Origin of the sequence: Bacillus sp. HMF5848, assembly GCF_003944835.1 — a bacterium.
Taxonomy (GTDB): Bacteria; Bacillota; Bacilli; order Bacillales; family HMF5848; genus HMF5848.
In genome coordinates, this window is record NZ_RWIV01000001.1 from 3,375,770 (window position 1) to 3,401,725 (window position 25,956).

17 protein-coding genes are annotated in these 25,956 nt (G+C 35.2%); 7 read left to right on the forward strand and 10 right to left on the reverse strand.

The genetic code is table 11. The annotated features are described in order from the left end of the window. Positions 1 to 39: 39 nt before the first annotated feature. The 7 genes from EJF36_RS16295 to EJF36_RS16325 form a co-directional block, all read right to left on the reverse strand. Complete coding sequence (locus EJF36_RS16295; RefSeq protein ID WP_125907306.1) at positions 40 to 3,390, reverse strand: glycoside hydrolase family 31 protein; 3,351 nt, start codon at positions 3,388 to 3,390, stop codon at positions 40 to 42. Further along, on the reverse strand, positions 3,387 to 5,279 hold the full coding sequence (locus tag EJF36_RS16300) for a glycoside hydrolase family 15 protein (protein WP_125907307.1): 1,893 nt from the start codon (positions 5,277 to 5,279) through the stop codon (positions 3,387 to 3,389). The genes EJF36_RS16295 and EJF36_RS16300 overlap by 4 nt, the downstream gene beginning before the upstream one ends. Then, positions 5,249 to 7,099, reverse strand: coding sequence for a glycoside hydrolase family 125 protein (locus EJF36_RS16305; RefSeq protein ID WP_260471919.1), 1,851 nt, complete (start codon positions 7,097 to 7,099; stop codon positions 5,249 to 5,251). The genes EJF36_RS16300 and EJF36_RS16305 overlap by 31 nt, the downstream gene beginning before the upstream one ends. A gap of 83 nt (positions 7,100 to 7,182) precedes the next feature. Further along, positions 7,183 to 8,514: an ABC transporter substrate-binding protein gene (locus tag EJF36_RS16310; protein ID WP_125907308.1), complete on the reverse strand. Its 1,332-nt coding sequence runs from the start codon at positions 8,512 to 8,514 to the stop codon at positions 7,183 to 7,185. A gap of 89 nt (positions 8,515 to 8,603) precedes the next feature. After that, positions 8,604 to 9,446 carry a carbohydrate ABC transporter permease gene (locus tag EJF36_RS16315; protein WP_395940640.1) on the reverse strand — a complete coding sequence of 281 codons (843 nt, stop codon included), beginning with the start codon at positions 9,444 to 9,446 and terminating at the stop codon, positions 8,604 to 8,606. A 25-nt stretch (positions 9,447 to 9,471) separates the two neighbouring features. Next, on the reverse strand, positions 9,472 to 10,359 hold the full coding sequence (locus EJF36_RS16320) for a carbohydrate ABC transporter permease (protein WP_125907309.1): 888 nt from the start codon (positions 10,357 to 10,359) through the stop codon (positions 9,472 to 9,474). A 13-nt stretch (positions 10,360 to 10,372) separates the two neighbouring features. After that, a complete protein-coding gene (locus EJF36_RS16325) occupies positions 10,373 to 11,596 on the reverse strand; it encodes an ROK family transcriptional regulator (protein WP_125907310.1) in 1,224 nt (407 codons plus the stop codon). Between the two features lie 290 nt (positions 11,597 to 11,886). Here EJF36_RS16325 and EJF36_RS16330 point away from each other — a divergent pair, with 290 nt between their 5' ends. The 5 genes from EJF36_RS16330 (at position 11,887) to EJF36_RS16350 (ending at position 19,762) form a co-directional block, all read left to right on the forward strand. Next, a complete protein-coding gene (locus tag EJF36_RS16330; RefSeq protein ID WP_125907311.1) occupies positions 11,887 to 12,513 on the forward strand; it encodes a hypothetical protein in 627 nt (208 codons plus the stop codon). Positions 12,514 to 12,558: 45 nt separating this feature from the next. After that, entirely contained in the window at positions 12,559 to 15,600 is a 3,042-nt protein-coding gene (locus EJF36_RS16335; protein WP_125907312.1) for an S-layer homology domain-containing protein, read from the forward strand. Between the two features lie 475 nt (positions 15,601 to 16,075). Then, on the forward strand, positions 16,076 to 17,647 hold the full coding sequence (locus tag EJF36_RS16340) for a DUF342 domain-containing protein (protein ID WP_125907313.1): 1,572 nt from the start codon (positions 16,076 to 16,078) through the stop codon (positions 17,645 to 17,647). 9 nt (positions 17,648 to 17,656) lie between these two features. Beyond that, positions 17,657 to 19,183, forward strand: a complete 1,527-nt coding sequence (locus tag EJF36_RS16345) for a GAF domain-containing protein (RefSeq protein ID WP_125907314.1) — start codon at positions 17,657 to 17,659, stop codon at positions 19,181 to 19,183. 30 nt (positions 19,184 to 19,213) lie between these two features. After that, positions 19,214 to 19,762, forward strand: a complete 549-nt coding sequence (locus EJF36_RS16350) for a PilZ domain-containing protein (protein ID WP_125907315.1) — start codon at positions 19,214 to 19,216, stop codon at positions 19,760 to 19,762. A gap of 128 nt (positions 19,763 to 19,890) precedes the next feature. Here the strand turns inward: EJF36_RS16350 and EJF36_RS16355 are convergent, their stop codons facing one another. The 3 genes from EJF36_RS16355 to EJF36_RS16365 form a co-directional block, all read right to left on the reverse strand. Further along, the gene (locus EJF36_RS16355) at positions 19,891 to 20,766 is read right to left on the reverse strand and encodes a DUF6671 family protein (RefSeq protein ID WP_125907316.1); all 876 of its coding nucleotides are present in this window, start codon (positions 20,764 to 20,766) and stop codon (positions 19,891 to 19,893) included. A gap of 576 nt (positions 20,767 to 21,342) precedes the next feature. Then, on the reverse strand, positions 21,343 to 22,605 hold the full coding sequence (locus EJF36_RS16360) for a sugar transferase (protein ID WP_125907317.1): 1,263 nt from the start codon (positions 22,603 to 22,605) through the stop codon (positions 21,343 to 21,345). A 24-nt stretch (positions 22,606 to 22,629) separates the two neighbouring features. Next, complete coding sequence (locus tag EJF36_RS16365) at positions 22,630 to 23,550, reverse strand: NAD-dependent epimerase/dehydratase family protein (RefSeq protein ID WP_125907318.1); 921 nt, start codon at positions 23,548 to 23,550, stop codon at positions 22,630 to 22,632. Positions 23,551 to 23,700: 150 nt separating this feature from the next. Here EJF36_RS16365 and EJF36_RS16370 point away from each other — a divergent pair, with 150 nt between their 5' ends. Together EJF36_RS16370 and EJF36_RS16375 are read left to right on the forward strand one after the other, a co-directional pair. Continuing rightward, on the forward strand, positions 23,701 to 25,080 hold the full coding sequence (locus EJF36_RS16370) for a tyrosine-protein kinase domain-containing protein (RefSeq protein ID WP_125907319.1): 1,380 nt from the start codon (positions 23,701 to 23,703) through the stop codon (positions 25,078 to 25,080). A gap of 18 nt (positions 25,081 to 25,098) precedes the next feature. Next, positions 25,099 to 25,869: a tyrosine-protein phosphatase gene (locus tag EJF36_RS16375; protein WP_125907320.1), complete on the forward strand. Its 771-nt coding sequence runs from the start codon at positions 25,099 to 25,101 to the stop codon at positions 25,867 to 25,869. Positions 25,870 to 25,956: the final 87 nt, after the last annotated feature.

Here is a 25,956-nt window from a genome sequence, read left to right on the forward strand (position 1 = left end):
CATAAGTGATTTTTCAACTCATGAGGATGCTAAGTAAGCCTATTCTATTTCTATGAAAACTGTTTCACCTGAGGCAACTTCTATTTGTTCACTTCTTTCACTTATCTGTAAAGAAATATTATTCTCAAATGTATTAGTATAAACTATTGATAGTTTATCATGACATGAATCAATGCTAATTAACACTGTGCTGTCATCAAGTAGTGATACATTAACTACCCATTTTTCATTTAAATGATCAATGCCCTCATATGAAAAAGATTGATCAGCACTAATATGAAGAGCTGGATAGTTATATAATGTAACTGAATTCCCAACATAACTCCCTAGCTTAGGATTAGTTTCGGATAAATTAGTAATGATGCAACTATTATTTTTTTGGAATACCGGTATTTCCATAAGAGGTGCGTCTACTTCAATGAACTGACTTCCTTGGAAAACCTCTTTATTGAATAGGTTCACCCATTTATTAGAAGGTAAATACACTTTACGCCTTTCCGCTCTCTCTTCAATAATAGGTGCAACTAATAAATTATCACCAAAGAAATATTGATCATATAAAGAGTAAGTTTTTGGATCACTAGGACACTCCAATACCATTGCCCTCATTAACGGAATTCCCTTTGATGTAGCTAACCTTGCTTGTTCAACTATATAAGGTAATAAATTCATACGTACATTTGCAAAAAATCTATACCCGTTAATTGCTCTGTCATCCTTCGTTCTCTTTGCAACGTTCCAAGGTGTTCTGTCTTGATTAAATTCAGCTTTGCTTTCTGCATGATATTGCATTATTGGGCAAAAGGCTGCCATTTGTGCTGAGCGAATAAACAGCTCTGCTGTGGGGATATCACCGTTAAATCCCGCTAAATCCCATCCCCACATTATCACTCCACTTAACCCAGATGATAGCCCCGCAATTAATGAGCGTTTAAATGCCGCAAACGTAGATCGTTCATCTCCTGCCCAGTGTGCAGGGAACTTTTGAGCACCAGTATATCCGGCTCTACTAAACGTCATTGTGTTATTAGGGCGATATTCTTGTGCAAAATCATAATAGGCTTTTATATAATCGTTAGGATACTCATTTCTCATTTCACTTCCCAGTCTCATGTCTGCAAATTGAATATCTTCTCCAAACACCATTTCTCCACCATCTGTCTTAAAGCCTGCCACACCAATGTCTAATAAATATTTTCTCTTTTCAAACCACCATTTTGCTCCCTGTAAGTTAGAAAAATCCATGAGGAGGCTTTCTTTAAACCAACCTTCAGGTATTCTATAAGGCTTTCCGTGTTTATCTTTAATGTAATACAGCTGATCAATCATGTAGGCTTCGTCATTATCCTTTTGTGGATGATGCTGTCGATTCAAATATTTCATAATTGGGATTTGCCATAGTATTAATTCCATGCCGTGTTCATTAATATATTCCACTAACATTTTAGGATTTGGCCACCTCCCCCATTCAGGATAAGTGAAATCTTCATATGATAGAGCATAAGATCCGTCAGTTGGTTCATAAATGGCATCATTAAAAATGTAGTAAGTTGTTTCATCACTCCATTGTTCTAATACAAGAACAGTAGATGGAATTTCAAGTTCAGTAGTTATATCTACTTGAGCTCGAACCACTTCATCTCTATCCCAGTTGTTACTAGACATCCAAGGACCGAATGCCCAAGTTGGCAACATATCAGCTGGCCCTGTTTGTTTAGTAAAGTCACTAACTATTTCTAATGGGGTACCTTTGTAGAATTGAATGCTAGCTTCACCTTGAGGGTGTTGAGATATCGATATACTCAAAAGGTCGTCAAACTCTTTCGCAAAATCAAATCGAGTATATTTACTTGTATCAACATGCAATCCATAGCCCAAGGAGCTAATATAGAAAGGAATAGGCATATATGTTCTTGCGCCTTGGTCTCTATACTGATTATAAACATAGCAATCTAGTTCTTCTCCTCTGTACTCTAGCTGATGATACCTTTCCCCCATTCCAAAAAATCTTTCTTGGAGAGGACTGTAAAACCGGATAGATAAATCCACCCAATTACCAAAACGATCTACTAATAATGTAATAGGAGCAATATAATGATCTTCATATAACTTAGGAAGACCTTGTTCTGCTAAAATATCATTAACTTTCAACTTATTATCTTTGTGATTTGAACAATTCTTTTTAAGAATTTGTATCGATTTTTGACCTAAATCAATAGTTAAAGACAAGGGACTGTGAGCATGCTCTGGCCAAAATTCAAACTTTTGATCACTCACCTGTTGCCCCGACACCCCCCGAATGTCTATCTTTTCTAATGGATAAAAAGTATATGGAGGTGATGTAATTGTTTTTTCATTCTCTTTCCATTCAATATAATAAACTACTTCTTCATGTGCAGAGTATGAACCAATGTTTGCCTTCCAATACGGTTTCTTTCCATTTATATAATTTGCTGTCTTGACCATTGTTTCAGAAGAGGTTTTTACATAAACATTAGCTGATGCTTCTGACGAAAAAGGAGCGGTAAACTGAACGTTTACTTCTTCCCCTTCAACCGGTACTCTGGGAAATCGTTCAAAAACTTGGGGCTCATATTTATTCTCATTCCCAAACGGTTCATGCGTAATTGTTACATCGTTTTGTTTAGAAGATATATAAGTATCGATTATTCTTTTTATGTGTAAAGTAGTTTCGTCTGTTTCCTTCATTAGATTTAGGTAATACTCAAGTTCTGCATGTTCACCCTTTTCTAAGAAATACCATGCCATTAATCCTACAGATAACTCTGAATGCTCATTACTTAGTGGAGATGCATATACGTTCTCTTGTTTAACTAATGAACTTTCTATTTCCTTTACTGCCTCCACCATTACCAAATCCTCTGGAGAAAACAAACCGAATGGAAGAACAGTTAATAACAAGTCTGTTGAAGCAAACGGATGCGTGGGTGAACAAATTACCATTCCTCCTTTAAGATGTTTTTCAAATACACGATCTCTAATTGCTGTTGCTGTTTTCTGAATTATAGGTTCATACCCTACATTTTTCAGATTCATTAGAGTAGCATAGTAAATAGCTAAATGGACAGTAAAAACATCTCTCGATAAGGATAGATAAAGATGATTCTCGGCTTCGCTCCAATTTCCTTCAATCCATTGAACCGTCTGAAAAATAAACTCTTTATATTCAGCTATGAGCTGTCTATTTTTAAACCTTAATACTTGCTCGGTTAACAGCCATGTAAACATCGATTTCTCTACTGGACCGAGTGTTGACTTATGAATCGTTTCTCTCCATAAAAGTATTGCTTCCTCTTCCTTCTCATTCAGTTGCAGATTATGAATCTCTAAAAATATCGAAAGGTTGATGTTTCCAGTCTTATTCATCATCTCACCCTTTCCTCCAATTGAGTCAATATATGTTGTCCAGATGAAACAGCAGAAATAAATTCAGCACACGCCCATGTAAGTGGGTTGATAAAACATAACTCTTCTGAGTTGCCATCGATAGCCTCCGGTAACAACCCGTATGCATTAGAGTGATTCACCATCCAATTAATCATAAGTAAATAGTTTTCATTGTTATTTAATAGTATCTGACATTGAGCGTTGGCCGCAGTATTAAAAATCCATGGCCCATGATGGTATTCTTGCTCGCTATAACCGATACCATATTTGTAAAATGATTGATTTTGCAAAGATTTGTCGACCATTTCTTTGAAATTGGCTGATATTGGATACCCGTATAAAGGGCCGAAAAATTGAGGTGAATCATATTTTCTCACTAACTCTTCTACATACTCTACATATCCATAGCCATATCGACATATCTCACTGATCCAAGTCTCGTTTTCTATATGATTTAAAATAGAATTTGCAAGCTCTTCCCATTTTGCTTCATGAATGAGGTCTTCATGGAGTATGGCAATACGACTGGCAGCAAATAGCCCCCCGGCAATAAACATATTAGAAGAAGTAATATATGCAGGACCAAAAACCCCTTCATTTACGCCGCCTTCTGGTCCAATTAGTCCACCTTTACGTTTAAAATCAAAAAGGACATTGGCAACTTGTTTTATTTTTTTAAAACTAACTGCCCATTCTCCTGTTCTCTCATAATACTTTTCTACTAAGTATAAAAAATAACCTTGTGAATCAAGCTGATGAAAAACATTGTTGTTGGCACCTTCACTAGGTTCCCCAACAGCATTGTATCGCTGAAAAAACTCACCCTTGTTATCTTTGGTTTTCCTTGACGCTGCATACACTATGATGCTTTTGGCCTCTGAGTAATATCCAGCCATTATGAAAGCTTTAGCAATCATTAATGCATCTCTTGCGTAATAACTAGGTGAGCCATCTGAATAATAATGTCCTGTCATATCTGCAGGTACAAAACCATCTAGTAAACTAGCCTTTAACGCAATTAAGTTCGTTTGGACAACAGATTTTAAATCACCTGGAAGTTGATCAATGCTCAAAGCTCCAGTATTTAACCAATCCTTCCAATTAACTCTAGCGGTCTCTAATATGGTATTCCAGTTAACATTTCTGTTACTTATAATTTTAGAAAAAGATGCCTGGATCATCCATTTAAATGTTATAGATTGGTTAGCCTCAACCTCAATCCTTCTTTGGGTGACGACCCCAATCATTGAGTCGTTAGAAAAAGCTTCTATTGGGTCACTGTCTTTTACATTAAAAATTTGCTGCAAAGTTCTGTATACAAATCCGGTTGGACTCTCTTTGTAAAAACGAATTTCTTCTACATGTTCTCCCAAAATATCCAACCTTGTCTGTTTATTCTCCCAAGATAGAACTTGATTTTCATAAGAAAGCTTTTGATAACTTGGATTCCGTAAAATAGCATAGCCACCTACCATTAACGAGTGCTTATTCTCACCGTTATTTTGAATGGTAGTTTCAAATACAATTTGATCTTCATGGGTGGCATAAACCCGTTCTGTCCAGGACAAATCCTTATTCACCTGAGATTCAAAGGTAGTAGAGTAACAGAAACCATCCTCTACAACGGAAGCTACAGGCTGTTGATGAACAGGGTGGGTCTCCTGTCTTATAAGCCGATTACCCATCTCTATTTGACCTGAATAATGTTGAATATAAGATGTCGCTGAATGAATTAAGTCTTCGTCAAAGCTTCCATAGAAAAAATGCTGAATTCCCGTACCCTGCCAATCTACTATTCCGTTATCCACGCCATATAAAGCTGAAATATGTTCATGACCAATTATTCCAATGCCAGGGTAACGTTTTTCCACGGATTAACCTCCTTTTGTCCAAAAGCAACGTATAAAGAATACGCTAGAAATCCCGCACAAGTAGCAAAATGCTCTCCTGTTTCTGGCACTCCTGTTTCTTCATTGATACTTTCACAGGCTATTCCATTATCTAATGGTGTTCTTAATAAGATATTTTTTGCTTGTTCTCCTCGTCCAGATAACAAGCTATTTGCAATTGATAATACCCATGGATGATCGGCATGCTCACATCCTAGTTCTTCAAAGTTACAACCATTAAAAGCATGAGGGAATCTTTTAGAGCGAATTAAACGAACCGTGTTGCAGTAAATCTCATCATCTGAAGAACAAAAACCGAAATAGGTTAACAACTGTAAACTTCCAGGTGGTTCATCATAAATATTGTGATTTCCACTACCATCTATCGACCAAGCAAAGTAACTGCCGAATTCTTCATCTTCGAAAATACAATATTGGTAGATTGATTGTTTAAGTAATTGCGCTTTTATATCAAATGATTGACTAGATATTGTATCAAAATACTTTGAAAGATCACTTAACACCTTGTAAGTTCGCCACACCAAAACATTATTATAGGTTAAGTACGGATAAACAATGGGATCATCGGTAGGTTGTAAGAACGTACTATACAACTCAATCTCAGGGTGCTTATTTTCATTTAAACGTTCTATAATTAATTCGATACTTGCTTTAACATAATCCTTTTCTAAAAATCCATAATCACCAGTTTTGTTCAAATACGTAGATAATGCAAGGATTGGAGCACATAGTTCATCTAATTCAAAGCCAGGTTCAAGGACTGTTCCATCAATGTATCTACTATGAATACCAATATTTCTTCGTTGAGTCGTAAAAACGTACGTAAGCATTTCTTTTGCTCTTTTTTCATCAACTTGAACAATCATTGGAAAGCTCCATAATAAACTATCTCGATCCCAATATGCTGCTGACACATAATATCTAGAGCTTCTGGAAGTAATTAAAACATCTTCTTCTGTATCAAAAGTTAATCCTGTAGCAAAAAAGTAATTGAAAAAGGCATTAATGTTCATAATCTCTTCAAGCTTTGTTTCATTTGGCAAAGAGAGCTTTCTATCTATTAGCCATTGATGTGATCGATTTACTAATGAAGGCACCGTTTGCCTTTTCATTTCCTTTGCAGAAGTTGCCGCTCCTACCTCTTCTATTCCAAGTCCCCAAAAAACAACAAGAGATGCTTCCTCACCTGATTCTAACGTAACCGTTCTACCGAAATTAAATTTTGTGTGATTAGGAATATCCGTTTTCCATTCTTCAATATCAAGAAACTGGTCAAACATCGGAGCCAATGCAAGCTGAGAGGTGTCTGTATATAATTCCATGATATAAGAATGATTCCAACCACTCTTAAGAGTTTCCAAGCTCCCTTTAAAAACCTTTGTCTCATTAATAGAGTGACAGGTTTTACTCCACTCTCCAGCAAATCCAAATGAGAGCTCTCTTTCTTGAGAATTCACATTTTTAATCTTTAATTCATAATAAAATCCTCTTTCGCCTATAGGGGCATGAACAGTCCCTATAAACTGTATTCCATCTTTATCACCTTTAAAAGTTGGAATCCAAAAGTGTTCCCGCTCCCAATCCAAAGACTCAAATGAAACCACTTGATTATTTTGTGTAATAAAAGGCTGTACAAAAGGCTCCCCAACAATCTCTAATACTCCTTTATATTTCATGCTCAACACGTTTATACTCTCAATCGCCCCGTCCTGCCTAAGTGTAGGGATTGCTACCAATTCGTTTCCAGTTGGAAAATATTGTTTGATAGTAGATTTAGACACTTTATAGACCTCCTTAGTTTTTTAAGTTCATTAAACAAGGGAAGAAGAAGTTATCCTCTCCCCTTATTTATCAACCTAAAAAATTATTCTATTAAAGACTGTATTTGCGGTTGTAAGTCATTTAATGCTTCTTCAGGTGTTTTCTTACCTAATTTCACAAGGTCTAACTCTTTAGTAAATGTGTCAGTTAATTTATTCCACTCTGCAATAACAGGCGGTACAACTAAAGAATTCAATGCGTCAAACACAACCTCTTTACTTTCAGGTGGAGTTTGTTGCAAATATGAATCTACTAATTCTTTATTTGTAACAGCTGGTAATTCCCAAGAGCTATCTACACGAATTTTAGCTGCATCTTCACTAGCACTCATAAACTTTAACCATTTCCAAGCAGCTTCAGGATGCTTTGTATCCTTTGAAGCTGCTAAACCATTAGCAAAGAAGTGGTGTGCTTTCTGCGTGTTGCCTGGTTCTAATGCAATATCCCATTCGAAAGGTACGTCTTGAAATGATCCCATCATCCAAATTCCAGTACGAAGCATTGCAATCTTCCCAGCCTTAAATAAATCACTATCAGATTGACCAGACATTTCAGCGTCAGAAGGTGTAACTCCATACTTATTTATTTTATCCACCATCCACTGTAATGCCTCAATGTTTTCAGCACTATTGACTGTTGCAACGGTTTTATCTTCATTGAAGATACCGCCATCATTTTGTGCTATAGTTTTATAGAATTCCCAGAATTGAATTGGTGCATATGTTCCATATACACCTTTTTCTTTATCTGTTAACTTTTGAGCTGCTATTAATTCGTCGTCCCAAGTCCAATCTGCGGCAGGATAGCCTACTCCAGCAGCATCAAATAAATCCTTGTTATAGTAAAGAACAACATTGGAGAATGACTCTACCATTCCATATTGAGTACCATCATATTGGAAGGCTTTAAAAGCTTCCTGGTTAATTTGTGAAGGGTCAAATTCAGAATCAGCTTTAATTAAGTCATCAAGTGATAATAGTGCGCCTTTGGAAGCGTAATTAACAAAGTTCTCGTAGTTCAATTCGAAAGTATCAGGAGCTGAACCACCTGCTAAACGGGTTTGTAATTTAGTAAAGTAATCATCAAATGCAGCCATTTCATACTTAATTTTGATATTAGGGTTCTCTTCTTCAAATGCAGCAATCATTGCTTTTAAGTCTTTTTCATGCGCTTCACCAGGAGAGAAAGTAAAGTATTCTATCGTAACCTGTTTTTCTGCGTTTTCATTCGTGTTAGTTGTTTGTTCATTTGTTGAATCAGAGTTTCCACTATTACTTTCTTCAGTGGAAGAAGTATCTTGTTGTCCACTACACCCTGCCATCACTAACAACATTGCAACAAAGAAAAATGCTACCCATTTCATTGTTTTACTCATTTGATTACCCCCATTTTTAAATTTTACAAGTAATAATGACCATACTGAAAACGTAGTTAGTCACCACCTCCTAAAATAGCTTTTAGTATCTATTCTTTCAATCCACTCAGCGTAATACCTTGAATAAAGTATCGTTGAGCAAATAAATACACAGCTAATACTGGTATTACACTTATGACAACTCCTGCCATCATTAGGTTCCAATCAGTTTCCCATCTACCTTGTAATAATGAAAGGCCTAATGGTAACGTCATCATATCCGGATTATCAATTACAATAAGCGGCCACAAATAGTTATTCCATGACTGCATGAAAGAAAATATCGCTAATGTTGCTAAAGCCGGCTTTGCTAACGGTAAAATAATTTGAATAAATATTCTAAAGTGACTGGCTCCATCAATAAACGCGGCTTCCTCTAGTTCCTTAGGTATACCTAGGAAAAATTGACGTAGAAGAAATGTTCCAAAAGCATTAAACATTCCGGGTAAGATTAAACCTTGATATGAATCCAACCATCCTAAATACTTCATTAAGATAAATTGTGGTGTCATTGTTACCTGTGTCGGAACCATTAACGTAGCTAAATAAATAATAAAAATGAAATCTCTTCCTTTAAATTCAAGTCTGGCAAAAGCATATGCAGCCATAGAACATAATAGAATTTGGCCAATTGTTGAAGTCACTGCTACAAACAATGAGTTGAAAAGGAATCTAAATACTGGAAATGCCTCTGCGACTCTTTGATAATTACCCCAATGAACCTCTTCAGGCAAAATTTGTGGTGGTAACACCATTGTCGCACCTGAAGTTTTTAACGAGGTTGATAGCATCCATATAAATGGGATAATCATAATAGCTGCCCCAAGAATAAGAACTAAATAGAATAAAAGTTTTTTTGTTATTTTCATAAATCCGACTTTTCGGCTAGATATAATAGGTGTGTTTGTTTCAATCTGCTTATTCGCTTCCATCTGTAACCATCCTTTTTTGAATTCGAATTTGGATTAGAGTTACAATAAATATAATAAAAAATAAGACCCAAGATATGGCGGATGCATATCCCATCTCAAAATACCTAAATGCATGATTGTAAATGCGTTCTACTATTACACTAGTCGAGCCTGCAGGTCCACCCTCCGTCATAATCATTACTTGGTCAAACACTTGAAATGAGTTTATCAAAGATATGACAGTGACAAAGAATGTAGTTGGGTTTAACAACGGGAGAGTAATGTACCAAAATTTTTGCCAAGATGAAGCCCCATCCATATTCGCTGCCTCATAGTAGCTCGTTGAAATCCCCTGTAACCCAGCTAAGTAGATTACCATTACAAAACCTAAGTCTTTCCACACACTAGTCAAAATAATAGCTGGCATAGCCCAAGTTGGATCCTGCAGCCAAGCTGGACCTGCTATACCAAACCAAGATAAGACGTAATTTACAAGACCGTAAACTGGATTGAATAACCACTTCCAAATTAGAGAAACAGCAACCCAAGAAGTTATTACAGGCACAAAGTACGCTGCTCGGAAAAAAGTAATACCTTTAATCTTTTGGTTTAAGATTAATGCAATTCCTAAGGCTCCTACCATAACTAGTGGTAAGTAACCTCCTATAAAATAGAAGGTATGACCCAGTGCTGCCCAAAACTCTCTGTCAGACATTAAAGAAACATAATTCTCAAATCCTATCCATTTAGGATTAGACAGTAAATCCCATTGAGTAAAGCTAATCCCTAGAGATGCTACAATCGGAATACCAATGAAAAAGAGAAAACCAAGTAAGTTCGGTAGTAAGAATACGCTTACAACAAAGAACTTCTTAAATCCTTTATCTCCTACCATTCATTTCACTCTCCTAAGTGCTTATTAGTGAATTTACTTCTTCGTATATTGGGGGCTGAAATAATTGATCAATAGCCTGTAAAGCAGCTCCTTGTATCCATGCATCATCTCCAAGGTTTGATACAACAATATTAGTTTCAAAGGAGCCTCTAAAAAAGTTATCTTTAGCTTTTTTAATAGCGTCTTGAATAAAAAAGTCTTTTCCTACTAAAGCTTCCCCAATAAGAATAATAGTTTTAGGGTTAAAGCTATTTATTGCATTGATTAATCCGATACTTAAGTACTTACTCACCTGTCCAAAAAGTTCATGAGCTAAATCATCATTATTTTTCGCTGCTTTTGTTATCGTTTCATAGTTAATTTTTTCATTATACAAAGAGCTTGTAGGGTATCTCGAAGCTAACTCTTGTGCATTTAAATTAAGTGCTCGGTTTGATAGATAAGTTTCCAAACACCCATTTTGCCCACAGTGACAGGGTCTTCCATCAACGTTTATAATTGTATGCCCAAATTCTCCTGCACCCCCATACTCTCCTTTGTACACTTTGCGATTTATGATAAACCCAGAACCAATTCCATCACCGATAGAAATACAGATAAATTGATTGCTATTCTTTCCATAACCAAATTCTAGTTCGGCATAGGTGTATGCGTTTACATCATTATCAACGGAAACAGGTAACTGGAATTCCTCTTTTAACGGCGTAGATATATCCACATTATTCCAATCAAGTAAAGGGGATCTTAATACAACACCTGTCTTACTATCTACTAGGCCTGAAACTGCTATACCAATACCGATTAAATTTTGAGAATCTAGTTGAAAGTCAATAAGGATTTGATGAATCGTTCTAATCATGAGGTTGATGATGAGTTGTGAGTCTGATGATGGATCAAAGAAGATTTCTCTTTTGTCTATGATAGTTGCTTGTAAGTCGGTGAGAGCACATATTAGATGGTCTTGCATAATTTTTATTCCTATTGCGTAAGCAAACAAGTTATTAAACTCTAATAAAATTGCTTTTCGTCCACCTGTGGAATGAGCTTCACCTTTTTCATGAACTAAATCTAATGCTTTTAGTTCCTCAATAATCTTAGTCATTGTTGATTGACCTAGATTTGTCACTTGAGCGATTTCGGTTCTACTAATAGGACCTTTCCGCTTTATTGCATTAATAACAGCCGATCTATTCATATCTTTAATTAAACTTTTATCGGCCTTCCTTAATTTTGTCATAAAATTTTACTCCCTTGGGTTATTCTGTTAATTTTATAATAACTTTCTTTCTTCAGTGAAGCAAGTATTATTTTCATTTTTTGGAATTTTATTCAATTTAAAAATGGATAACAAATTCTAAACCTTACTATACTTATTTCTTAATTTATAATTAAAGATATAGACAAACAAAATTCGACAAAGAAACAGTTTTTTCTTTATTTAGAATATTCATTATAAATGTTAAACTTTACAGTAATTGGGTTTTTCTACTAAATAAACTCAAAATATTATAAGGTTGGTGACATGACATGAAAAAGAGGATTAATGCCCTACTCAGTTTGCTAACTGTGATAATGGTTGCGTTAATTGGCTTAACACTATTAAGCAACCAGTCTGAGGAAGTAACGAATGGACTAGCACAATCAAGTACCTCTGGAGAAGGGCAGCAAGAAGGTATTGAAGTGCACGGGAACTGGACAATCGAAATTTTAAATGAAGATGGTTCCATTGCTAATAAAAAGAGCTTTGAAAATGCCTTAGCTGGCGGTGAAAAAGTTATAGCTGAAGTTTTAACACGTCAGTCTACGCCTGGTTCTTGGAGTATCTGGTTATCTGGGACTAATGGGCCGTGTGAAACTGATAATGGAGCTCCACAGCCATGCTCTATATATGAACCGCAATTAAATATTACAGTACCCTCATCTGGTGAGAATGAGGATAAAATTGTTTTAAGCGGGACCACTACTGCTGAGATTGATCACTTTATTAATCAAGTCGGAACGTTTATAGGGACATGTGGCCCAGATGTAGCTCCGGAAGATTGTAGCTCAAATCCTTCCTCTTGGTTCACAAGACATTACATGGATTCATCTGATAGCATATCTGTTTCAGCAGGACAACAAGTGAACGTGACGGTGGTCCTTAGCTTTGAATAATTACTTACCTATTAATTTGTTCCAAAACCAAGGAGGTGAGTATGAGTGAAATCTAAGCTTCTAATCTTTATTAGTGCGTTTCTTATAGTGTTAGCACCGTTAAGCGTCACATTGGAGAAGACACTGATAAAAGCTGAAGAAACACCCCCACCTATTGATATTTTTATTGAAGAAGGAATAGGTGTGGGCGATGGGATGGGACAAAGTGCTCGATCATCAAAAGAGAATATTGCTGACGGTGCATCACAAACGGTAACGGAGGATGTCTATTATTATGAAGATTTAGTGAGAGTTAGTTATGAACCAAATGGGGAACAATTCACCACATATAGTGCTTTCCCTGATATTAGTTCTAATGGTCGCTATATAGTGTACCAAAATAATGAAAATATCTACCGTTATGATGCAGAAGATAAATCTACAATTCTTATTACGGCTAATTCTGACGGCAGCCCAGTTGGGGAGAGTAAGTATCCTGTAGTAAGTAATAGGGGTGACGTGGCCTATTATACGTATGCGGATTATGAAGATACATTAGCAACTGAGCCGTTCGACGAAAGTACTGTTCTACTTTACGATAATGAAACAAAAGAGCATGTACTCACTCAATATACGACAAGTGGAGAATATCCCCTGTATCACGCTGAATACCCTGACATAAGCAGCGAAGGAAATTATGTTATATACATCTCAGATTCTCCTGACTTAGCATCAAGTGACACAAATGAAGACGGTGATGTCTTTCGTTATAATCATGAAGCAAAAAAGATTGAGACGGTCAGTATTAGGGAGAGTCAGTATGACTATATGTATGATATTTCAGAGCCTGCTTCCATAAGTGGAAATGGAAACTTTGTAGCCTACATTAGTCGGGGAGATATGACGAGCAACACGGATGTACGAAAATATAGATTTCCTCAGTTGTTTGTTCGTAATATGACAACAGGAGCAACTGAACATATTAGTAAAAATATCAATGGTAAACAGGCGAACCATTTTATTGATGACGTTAGTATAAGTGAAACAGGACGATATGTAGTATTTAGTACAAATGCCAATAACCTGTTATCCGACGCTAATCCTGAGAATCAATATTATAGTCACGTGTACTTATATGATAGGAATACCCACACTCTCGAATTAATCAGTATGAACATTGCTGGAGAGTTTCCTAATGAAGACAGCTGGGAACCGTCGGTTAGCGAAGATGGTCGTTTTGTATCCTTTACATCAGTGGCAACCGATCTAGTATCAAATGATACGAATGAGTTTGCCGATGTATTCGTCTATGACCGTTTGAATAAGAAAACCATTTTAGTGAGTCAGTCAGTCAATGGTCAACAAGCGAATAGTAGTAGTAAAAGAGCTATCATTACGGCAGATGGTAAATATATCTCATTTGAGTCACCTGCTGACAATTTAGTACCTGGTGATACAAATGAAAGACAAGATATTTTTGTGAGAAAAATAGAGTCCTTGTTTACTCAACCAGCACAGGTTGATGTATCTGTCAGTGTAACAGACGAACCTGATCCGGCCCAAGTTGATCAAGCCATTACGTATCAAATTACAATCACAAATAATGGTACGGATACTGCAACGGGAGTCACAGTTATTAGTTCACTATCAAATTCTGTAGATTTCATCTCTGCAAATTCACAGCAAGCAAGCTGTTCACATAACAATGGATCTATTACTTGTGCCATCGACTCACTCTCTGCTGAGGAAAATGCTGAGATAGACATTCAAGTCTCTTCATCATCAGTAGGCACAATATTAAATACGATATCTGTTTTAACGAATGAGGACGACATCAATTCATTAAACAATCAAGTGACAGAGGAAACGACTGTGGTAGATGAAAGTATAGAAGAAGTTTCGATATCAATAACAGAGCATATTAATGTAGCAGATACAATCAAACCCGGCATGTTTATAATGGTTGAAGAGTTGATTACAGTGAAGGGCACAAATACCTTGCAATCCAACTTGGTGTCTGAATCCATTCAAGTACAAGAAGACATCAGTATTTCGGTAGAAGATCCTCCATCAACGGGTGGTGGGGACGATGATGATTCATCAGATGATGGCAATAACTCATCTTCAAATGCCAATGATACACCTGCGCTCATGAGAATAGTATACATTAGCTCTTCTCACTTAAACGTACCGAATATCATCGATGCTACCGATAATAATCTTAGTGTTACCATACCATCAGGTACACTACGCTCACCGGCAAGCGTACAAGTGAAGCGAATAATTGATTCATCCAAGTCAGGAAACGACCTGATTAAGGTGGGGGCAACTTCATATGATATTTCAATTAAGGATAGTGACGGGAATAACATACATCAATTCCCAAATGAATTATTACTAGAATTTAAGTATGAAATGAATGACTTACCAGTAGGTTCGACAGAGGATGATTTGCATGTCTTTTTTTGGGATGAAGAATTGCAACAATGGATTCCAACACCAATAAATCAAGACAAAACGAATAATACTATCACTGCAAAAGTAAATCATCTTACGTTGTTTAGTCTGCTAGCTGCTCCTAACTCGGAGGAAACGAAATATTCAGATGTCGAACGCTATAAAAAAGAGATTAACTTTTTAACAGCAGGAGGCATTATTAACGGCTATCCGAACGGAACCTTCAAGCCAGAGGCAAATATTACTAGACTTCAAGCAATTCAAGTTATTTTACGCACCCTTGGAGTAGATATTGAAAATTCAGATGCACCAGACCCTAAGTTTACTGATATGAATCAAGACACCTATGGCTACAAAGAAGCTGCAATGGCTAAAGAACTTGGTATTATCAGCGGGAAGCCAGATGGAACGTTTGATCCTACCGGAGAGCTTACACGAGCCCAAGCAGCAAAAATATTCGTAAATGCCTTTAAGCTAACAGGTACCTCTGACCAAATCTTTAAAGACGTTGAAGGGCATTGGGCTAACGACTATATCAACATATTAACTTCAAATAATATTACAACTGGTTACTCAGACGGGACGTTCAAGCCGGAAGAAAACATAAGCAGAGAACATTTTGTACTATTTTTATATAGATACCTTAAGTAATAGGGGATATTACTTTATTAAAAATTTTCATAAGAACCTGGATTTATTTCCAGGTTCTTTTTAAGTAGCTTTTTTTGTTTTTAGTATATTATTTTCCTCCGTTATTAAATTGGAACGTAAGATAATTTGTTTATAAAAAACAGCTTTTCTCCATATGGGATAAAGCATTTATAAACTAAGAGAATACTAATGATAGCGCATGGTATTTGATAAAACGCAATAGTAATAATTCATATGTTATTTCTATAAGTTAGGTTAAACCATTTTTATACACACTAGATTTAATCCAGTAAACTAGTTCTCGCGTAACCATATTTTTTGCAATCGCTAATTTACAATATATGTTTTAACTAAATGTTAATAAAATTTCGAAAACCCTTTATGCTATATTAAAAGTATAGTTATGACAAAATTCTACTTTATATGACAGTTTTTTGTAATACAGAACCTACGTACCTCAATAAGGAGTGACAGTATGGAACTTATTAATAATGACTACTTTCAAATAGTTGTTGAGGATGATTCTGTCTATATATATGTTACGAAAGTAGGCTTTCCCCTCACAAGCTTCAATGATATTCTACAAACCTTCCCTCGGCTATGTGTTACCAATTTTTTGAAACTAAAGCACGCTATTGATTGTGCGGACAATACTGAAACATTAATTGGCCTTTATAAGCCTCTCGTGTCATGTAAAGTATCAAAGGATAAAATGACTGCTCATATCCATGTAAATGCAACAGATGAAGAATTTGCCGCATTACAGCAACAAAATCAACTTATACCTGAAATAATGACCGCTATAGAAGACGCCAATATTATTGAAGGTATTCAATTAAAGAAGGAAGACATCATACCTCGGCAAGATATTTTGATTGCTCAAGGTACTCCTCCAACAAATGGCGAGGATGCTATTGTACGTTACTTTCAACTGTCAGATAGAAAACCTTCTATTAATGAATCGGGTGACGCTGATTTTTATCAGATGAATTTTATTGATGAAGTTGAGCAAGGGGATTGGCTAGGTGAAAAGGTTCCTCCGACAGAAGGCTTATCTGGAATCACAGTCATCGGGGAGGAACTTCTCCCCAAAAAAGGCAAAGATAAACGTCTGCTATACGATCCAAAATCAGTTGAATTGGTGGAACAAGATAGTAAGAGTGTACTTTTTGCTAAAATAAATGGTGTTGTATCAAGAATTGGTGGTAAAATATCTGTTGCTAATCACCTTCGTATTGAGGGTGATGTAGGGATGGGAACAGGAAATATAGAATTTGATGGCTCTATTACGATTACAGGAACCGTTCAGGAAGGTTTTTCTGTTGTCGCTGGAGTTGATATTTCCATACTATCCGAGCTTGGTATTCGTAAAGTAGGGAAAATCGAATCACTTCAAGGTGATATATACATAAAAGGCGGCGTCTTTGGCCCATGTGTTATTCAAGCCAAAAAGAATGTGTACGTTAAGCATGCCAATGAATGTACAATAACAGCCGAAAAAGATATTAATATTGGGTTTTATTCTGTTGCAAGCACCCTAACAGCGGAAAACGTATTAACGCATAAAGGAAAAGGAAGAATTATAGGCGGCAAAATTATGGCAAAAGGCAAGGTGTATGCATCCCAGTTAGGTAATAAAGCGGAAAAAAGAACTATTATTTATGTGGAAGGTTTTGATCGGAAGCAAATACAAAAGGATTTGCAGCTGCTTTTAACTGAATATAAAACTGCCATTGATAAATATGAAACCATTGCAAGACATCTTGAGATATATGAAAGCTTCGCCCATAACTTAAATGACAGTCAGCAAGAACAATATAATCAGTTAAAGCAAGCGTTTGATTGTCAATATAAGGAGATTTCGAAACTAGAAGACTACCGTCTACATTTACAAAACTTACTACAAATAAAAGGTGAAGGGGAAATTACAATAGATAAACAGGCGTTCCCCGAAACTATTATTGAAATAAGAAACATGAGTAAACGTATTAATAATTTAACACGAGGAACTTTCTACGCTCTTGGAAAAGAGTTGAAGTTTGAATAGGAGGCTACTATGAGCTTCGAGAAATCGTATAGATACGAAATACTACTTCAAGCCATTGAAATTTTTACACAACGGTATGATAAAGATACACTACTAAAGTTTTCTTTCGAATTTGCCAACGAACTTCTCACATTGCACAAGGCTGCATTGTTTGAAAAAGAAGGCTCTCAATACTACTTAGTTCATAATCGTCTGTATAATTACGAGTCTTACGAGGTTCAGTCTTCTCAGGCTCTAGATAAGCTTCCCTTATATTATGGAAGAGTGTTATCTCCAAACCAACTATTAAAATATTTCCCTATGAATTTTATTGAAGATTTTTCTGCAGCGTATGTTATACCTCTTATCAATGATACAGATATGATTGGATTCATTGTTACAAATGGTAAGTCTGTTGGTGAAATGAGCGCTGATGATAACCTGCTAATTGATATTTTAATGAGACTTGTCAACTCATCTATAGAAAACAATCAACGTTTTTTAGATTATCAAACACTACATCACCAATTAGATCAAAAGATTTATAATCTATTTGTATTAAATCAAAGTATAAAAGCTCTTTTATCCGAGCTTAATCCACGCGAGCTATATAAAATTGCAACGGAAGTTTTTAGCGAAATTTCCGGTAGTTTTATTACTAGCTTTGGGTTATATAGTGATACAATTAATACAATTCAAGTAAAAGGCTACAGAAATGTGTTTTCCTTTGAAAAAAAATATTTCCAATTACAGCTTAAAGAAACCTTTTTGTTACCGAATAAAATATACCTTCACATAGAAGATGACAAAGAAGAGCTTATGCAAATCTTTGAGGATATTACATTACTATCTGAGCTTGAAACAGAGTATGTTATTTTTATTCAAAAGAATAACCTTATAGGTGTTGTCACGTTAAGCAAATCACATCAAGGAAACAATTATGACTCAGGACTTTTTGAATTGATTGAAACACTTGCCTCATCTACATATATTGCCCTTAACAACGCCTTTTCCTTTGAAAAGATAGAAAAACAAAAAATAGAAGCAGAAGCGAAATTTCACGTTTTACAGACGTATAATCGTTTAATTAGAAATATTAACTCTTGCAGAACGCTAGATGAGCTGTTTACTTTGGCATTACATACACTCGCCCTTGGCTTTGGTGTTGAGAAAGCGTTTTTTATTCTTCAGCAGGATGAAACATACTTAATGAAAAAAAACATAGGATTTGAAGCTTCACAACATCAAGTGCATTTGAACGAAGCCGTGACACAGAATATTGACGATGAAATTTTTTACGATTATTTCAGTGAAAATCTATCTTCTTATTTTAATGATGACCATTTCATTTCATCTCTCGGAGATACAAACAGTATCATTTTCGCGCCAATTCAAATAAAAAACTACTATGAAAGGGAAGATGAGGAAAGTAATCCATATGGCTATTTAGTCGTGACAAAAACGAAAAGCATCATAAAGCAAGAGGACCTTTTACTAATCGATACAATTACTAGAAACATTACTCCCTTAATATTCCACTTAGAAAACAAGCTATAACTTTCAAATTTTATGCCATAAGGAGATACAATGGAACGGATAGCATTGGTGACGCAAAATAAAAAAGTGATAGAAGCCGCGTTAAATTATGTGGAATGTGAATTGATGAATGTTGTTGTTAAAGATGTGGATAGTCTTAATGTTGGAGATCAAGTATATTGCCTTTATCAAAAAAAGCAATTCACGGCACATATTATTAAGCGGGTAAATTACAATTTGTATTTATATTTATCTTTACAAGAGTCGAACTTTCCGACAGAACGGCGTAGATTTATTCGTTATCACTGCTCCATCCTTGATGCCGCTTTATTTCATAATCAGCAACAAGCAGCATCGATTCATGTTGTAGATATAAGTGTGAATGGGTTCGGCTTTACTACAGATAAAAAGCTAGACGAGAAACTAGAATACTCTATTCGTCTAAAAACTGAAGATACAAAGCAAATTACAGCCACTATTGTTACACGAAATACAGTAGATCATTATCGATATGGTACAGAAATTAGGTATATTGATGAAGAAAACTTGTTTCATTTAAGAAGGTTCATTTTGCAGCAACAGCTACTTAGGCAAGAGTAAATTATAACGTATTTAAGCCCAGCTCTTATATTGAAGAGCTGGGCTGTTTTTTTCTTGGTCTTGCCTATGGGAGTTATATCCTCCACAATTGAAGCCGGGTTGTTTTTTTCGGTGTTTAACTTAATCGCTCACGGATTACAAACATCACAAAACATCGGATCGGCGTATTCTTTTCCTTTCGGATACAACTTTTCCTCAGAGTGACCACATTTTTTACAATCATAAATGTGAGACAAAATGTTTTTTGTCGGCAATCCACATTCAATACAAACTAGCCCTGGCTTTCTTGTGACTATGTCATAACCAGGGAACGAGCAGTTCGGGCATATTGAATATATTTTTTCAATGAGCTTTTCTGTTGCAGTTTTAATACCTTCCATCCTAGTAGGATTAAACATCGCTCTCATATCCGTCTCAATAAAAATAACTCTATGGTTTGATTTTTTTAGCATATACCTTATGGCTTCCTCTAATGTTTCCTTAGAGTTTATTCCTTTCACCATCTCATCTTCGTTTATCGTTTCTTTATCTGTTCTTACAACAACGGCGTGGTTAGGAAATCCTACTTTTTGACAAAATGAGAATGCTTCCTGTATGTTCATTATTTCCTGTTGCAAATAATTAGTTTGTGTTGAATTATGCTCTGCCCAAACTTCAAATCCATGTAATGTATCAAGCATATAAACAACCTCACGATTTAAAGGAGCAAAGGGCATATATGGATGTGGTCCAAAGCTTCCCTCACTAGCTATTGCTAATTTTTCGCCAGTTACTATAAGAGCTTGTCCTGCCTTTAGCTTCGCTGCTTCTAGTTGTGTTCCAATCCGTTGAATATCACGAGTAAACGTTCCAAATTGGTCTGTATTAAAGCCTTTCGGAACAATAATCTTAACCCCTAACTTTTCTTCGAGTACAGGAGACATAACATTTTCCTTTTTATGCATAGATGCTAACACACACATACGCTCTTTGAATAAAGAATAGACGTAATCTTTACTCTTCATTTTTACACCTCTGATTTAAATACGATTTCATAATATAAGATGATTATACTTAATTAAATACACGTAGTAATTATCAACTTAAATTAATATTACCTGTAATGAATGGGTTAATTATTAATGAACAAGAAAATAATATAATTTAGGAGAATTACTGAACAGGTTAAATTGATTTTGCTAATTACATCCGCATGTACCAGTCTAACCATTGCTACATCCATACCCCCAATGTAAATGTAACATTTAATCTTGAAAAGCAAAAATAACTATAACAGAATTCTTTTTATCTTGTGACTGGATTATGTTAGCTAATGTAAAAATGTATACCATGCACAGATTCACAAACTCAAGATATTGAATGCCTCATTTTATCAGTCACAAATTTTATCATTTATCATATATTAATAGGTTATATTTTAATCGATGATTCAACTAATGCTACTAATCTTTACAAAAGTGAACTGTTTTTTTAAGTTACTCTTCTCATTTAACATAGTAATATCACTGTAAAAAATATTTCGAAGTAACAAAATGAACACGCTCAGACAATATGACTGATTGAACGTGTTCATTTTCAATTTAACTCGATTTTTGTTTGTTAAAGATTACAATACATGTCATGAGGAGAATTTTTATATCTTGAATCAATGTATAATTTTGAATATACATTAAGTCATACCTTAATTTATCCTCTGCTGAGGTATGATAAGTACCTTTTACTTGTGCATATCCTGTTATACCTGGTTTTACATTCATTCTTAGTTTGTATTCCGGATGATTAGTTGCAAACTGTTTAACAAAAAAAGCTCTTTCCGGTCTAGGTCCTACTAAGCTCATATCACCTTTTAGTACATTTATAAGCTGAGGTAGCTCATCCATACGAGTTGCTCTTATAAACCTACCTAATTTGGTTAGTCTAGGATCATCTTTGCTTGATAAAGTAGGCCCTGAACATTTTTCAGCATCTTGTACCATACTTCTAAATTTATAAATAAAAAATGGTTTTTCACTCTTTCCGAGTCGTTCTTGAATATAAATAGCAGGTCCTTTTGAAGTTATGGGAATCAATATTAAGAGGGTAATAAAAAGTGGACTTGTTATAATTAAAAGGATTGAAGAAACTACAAAATCAAATGTATATTTTATAAGATTTTTCATTAATGGTATTTCCAGCTTTTTTATTGACAGAGTTAATGTGTCTTCAACACTTCTAACATTAGTACCATGAAGAACAAGCTCGTAAAAATCAGGGATCAACTCTATGTTAATATTATGTTGTATTCCTATCTTAATTAATTGTTTCTTTTCTTCTACCTGTAAATGCGGCGTAACAATCCATCTCTTTATGTTGAGAGCATCTTCAAACGTATTTTGGCTAGTTACATTCCACTCATAGACTTTACATTCTTTCGAAAGTCCCGCTTTGACTCTTTCAATTTCAACTTGATTATCTCCTATTATCACGACCTTTTTCCTTATAGATTCTTTATAAGTAATAGGTAATCTAAAGGCAGTTACTAAGAAACTTATCTGCCCTATTGCTAAACTACTTATAAAAGCTGATTTCCATTCAATAGGGCTTTCAATTAGACAAACATACACATGACTAATAATAGGAAAACTAATTAATATGAGAAGTTGAACGGCTGCTCGCAGTTGCTCTTTATATGTTAATAATAAGATTAGTGTAGAAAGGTGTACGATCGTTAATCCTAATATGATTTGCCAAAGATCATACTGACTTATCAATACATAAATGAAGGCATAGCACATAATGGCTAAACACAAAGAAGCTGTATAGATCCGCGGTTTACCATGTGAGCCTAGCTGACCTCTCCACACCTCATCACCTCCCAAGCTATTCCATTATGTTTTTGTTGAGTTGTAGGTGGACAAGGTAGCTTTTATTCCTGTTTGAAGATTGTACGACGGTGACCATTGTAAATAGTGGTTCGCAAGTTCATTTGACAACCTACTGTCTCTGATTTCACCAGGTCGACCTTTTACATAAATGGGGTGAATTTTAACGTCTAATCTACTTTTTAGTTCTGTTAACAATTCATTTAATGATGTAGAGGTGTTGGTGCTTATATTAGCTGTTATGTCATCTCCTTTCATTACTGCACATACATTTGCTTTAGCAACATCCTCTATGTAGATAAAATCCCTTTTTTGCTCCCCGTCCCCAAATATTATCGGAGACTCACCTTTTAGTAGTTGGTTAATAAAAATAGATATAACTCCTCCTTCTCCGGAACTGTGATGAAGCTTTCCATACACATTTGCATAACGAAGTATTGCATAGGACATGCCGTGTACATGCGCATAATATTTAATATAATATTCTGGAGTTAATTTCGAAATACCATAAGGTGAAACCGGATTTAGAGGATGGTCTTCGTCAATAATTGAAGACGTAGGCCTTCCGTAAACTGCTGCTGAGGAAGAATAAACTACTTTTCTAACTTTATATTTACGACAGTTTTCTAACACATTAATCGTACCGATTATATTGTCAGTTGCATCATCAATTGGGTTATGAATAGAATGTTGTACGTCAATTTGGGCAGCTAAATGAATAACAGCCTCAGGCTTTTCTTTTTCAAAAACATCCTCAAGTGCTGGATCCTCAATGTTTACCGTATAAAAGGAACTTGCTTTTAACCTCTCATCATCTATCGAGCAGTTCGCTTTATCCACTACACTAACTTGATATCCTTGCTCCAATAATTGTTTAACGGTATATGTTCCGATAAATCCTGCACCACCGGTTACTAAAACCTTCATCACAGTCACCCCCTTATTTTATTTAAATGTATGCAGGAGATTTGTCCTATTTTCCTTTTTTTTAAAATTTTCTGAATTCAAACATTCTCATACATTATGAGTCATAAAATATAATAATTAGGTATTATATTTTGCAAAGGAGTCTTATTGATGATTTTAGATATTAGACAAATGTTTCAGGTCATAATCCGCAATTGGTGGGTCTTTATCCTAATAACAACAACATTTGTTTTTACTAGTGCTGTAATTAGTTATTATGTCGTTCCACCACTTTATGAAGCAAAAAGTGATATTTTAGTCACATCGAACGACATAGGTAAAGTGAATGATGTATCCCCAGGTGATATTGATTCAAATTTAAAACTTATTCAAACATATCGAGTCATAATTAAAAGTCCCATCATATTAGAACCTGTGATAGAAAATCTTAATTTAGATATAGATGTGGATGCTATGTTAAAACAAATAAAGATTGAGAGTGCAGAGAATTCTCAAGTATTTTCGATTATAGTGAGGAACCGAAGTCAAGAGCAAGCTGTAAGTCTAGTTAACGAAGTCTCTACTGTCTTCCAAAAAGAGGTACAGAGATTAATGGAGTTAAATAATATTCATATCTTAACTCCAGCAAAATTTAATAATCAAGTTAAACCAGTCCAACCTAAACCTGTTTTATATATGACTGTCAGTTTTTTCTTAGGTATGTTTTTTTCAATAGGAGTAGTTTTTCTAAGAGAAGTCTTAGACACCACCTTAAAATCAGAAGAAAAAGTTAGAAATATATTCCATGTGCCTGTACTAGGTACAGTTCCCTCTATACAAATGAAGCACAGGAATGTTACTCAGGACCCTGGAATTAGTACATTTTCCACGCTAGATTACAAAAACAAATTACTAAATACATACAATAAAGGTCTTTACGATAGTTACTATCAAAATATTTGCGCTAGCCTAAAGTTCATTCCTACATTTAAGAATAAGCAGTTACTTTTGGTCACAAGTCCTAACCCTTCAGAAGGAAAATCACTAACAAGTGCAAACCTAGCGATATCTTTGGCCCAAAGTGGTAAAAAAACTGTTTATGTAGATATGGACTTAAGAAAACCTTCAGGACACTATCTTTTTCAATTATCAAATCAGCGTGGGGTTACAAGCTATCTTGATGGTGACATGTTATTGAATGATATTATCCAACCCAGTCCTACACGTAATTTATCCGTAATTTCAGCCGGTCCTGTTCCACCGAATCCATTAGACCTATTAAATTCTGAACAGTTGCAAACCTTTTTTCATGAATTAAAAGAACGTTTTACCATGATTATTATTGATAGTCCCCCTCTCTTTGTTGCTGACACCATTTATACAGTTGCACTCGCAGATGGCTGTATTCTTGTAATAAATGCAAAATCCACTAAGCTACAAGCTGTGCGAACATCGCTAGATAAATTCGAAGAAATAGAAGCAAATTTACTTGGTGTTGTTCTAAACAATAAAAAAATGAAAAATAATCAAGAATCATCCTATTATTATTAAACGATAGAGGTGCATGAAATGAGAATTGTTGATATTCATAATCACATTCTATGGGATTTAGATGATGGTCCTAGTCATTATGAGCAAGCATTGCTTATGGCCAATCAGGCTACTACGATGGGAATTTCAAATGTCATTGCCACTCCACATTTTAAAAAGGGACTTATAGAACCGAGTGTAACTATAATTAGAGATAGAGTTAACCAGTTTAACAACAGGCTTGAACAAGATGCTGTTTCACTACAATTGCATACAGGCATGGAAGTACTTTTATATCCAGAATTACTCGATGATTTAAAAAGAGATGAGTCGATTTTAACACTAAATGAGACTGGTAAATATGTATTAATTGAACTCCCCCCCCACCTTATTCCTAGTTATACCGAACAACTTTTTTATGAAATGCAAATACAAGGATTTGTACCAATCCTTTCACACCCTGAACGAAATAAAGACATACAGCGCCATCCTGAAAAACTATATAATCTCGTGCAACGAGGCGCCTTAGTTCAAATTTCTGCTAGTAATCTACTAACTAAAAAATCATTACGTTTAGCTAAATGTACACAATTACTCTTAAAAAGCAACTTAGTACACCTTATAGCTTCTGATGCTCATAATACGGAACGTCGTGGGTTTACATTACCAATGGTCTATAAGTTAGTTGAAAAAAAATATGGCCCTCTTATTGCATCCTATTTTAAAACCAATGCAGAAAAAGTACTGCTTGGAGACGAAATCGTTATCCATCAACCTCTTCCATTAAGCCGTGCATTAAAAAGAGCATAAAGGTTTGTACTAATATCACCTAAATTAAAAAGTGTCCCAAACTAATTCAGGGGACACTTTCTTAATTTTTTATGTCTACTTTGCTAT

Coding starts and splice junctions, on each gene's coding strand:
- EJF36_RS16295 (WP_125907306.1), bottom strand. CDS start 3,390: ATGATGAATAAGACTGGAAACATCAACCTTTCGATATTTTTAGAGATT.
- EJF36_RS16310 (WP_125907308.1), bottom strand. CDS start 8,514: ATGAGTAAAACAATGAAATGGGTAGCATTTTTCTTTGTTGCAATGTTG.
- EJF36_RS16320 (WP_125907309.1), bottom strand. CDS start 10,359: ATGGTAGGAGATAAAGGATTTAAGAAGTTCTTTGTTGTAAGCGTATTC.
- EJF36_RS16325 (WP_125907310.1), bottom strand. CDS start 11,596: ATGACAAAATTAAGGAAGGCCGATAAAAGTTTAATTAAAGATATGAAT.
- EJF36_RS16330 (WP_125907311.1), top strand. CDS start 11,887: ATGAAAAAGAGGATTAATGCCCTACTCAGTTTGCTAACTGTGATAATG.
- EJF36_RS16340 (WP_125907313.1), top strand. CDS start 16,076: ATGGAACTTATTAATAATGACTACTTTCAAATAGTTGTTGAGGATGAT.
- EJF36_RS16345 (WP_125907314.1), top strand. CDS start 17,657: ATGAGCTTCGAGAAATCGTATAGATACGAAATACTACTTCAAGCCATT.
- EJF36_RS16350 (WP_125907315.1), top strand. CDS start 19,214: ATGGAACGGATAGCATTGGTGACGCAAAATAAAAAAGTGATAGAAGCC.
- EJF36_RS16355 (WP_125907316.1), bottom strand. CDS start 20,766: ATGAAGAGTAAAGATTACGTCTATTCTTTATTCAAAGAGCGTATGTGT.
- EJF36_RS16365 (WP_125907318.1), bottom strand. CDS start 23,550: ATGAAGGTTTTAGTAACCGGTGGTGCAGGATTTATCGGAACATATACC.
- EJF36_RS16370 (WP_125907319.1), top strand. CDS start 23,701: ATGATTTTAGATATTAGACAAATGTTTCAGGTCATAATCCGCAATTGG.
- EJF36_RS16375 (WP_125907320.1), top strand. CDS start 25,099: ATGAGAATTGTTGATATTCATAATCACATTCTATGGGATTTAGATGAT.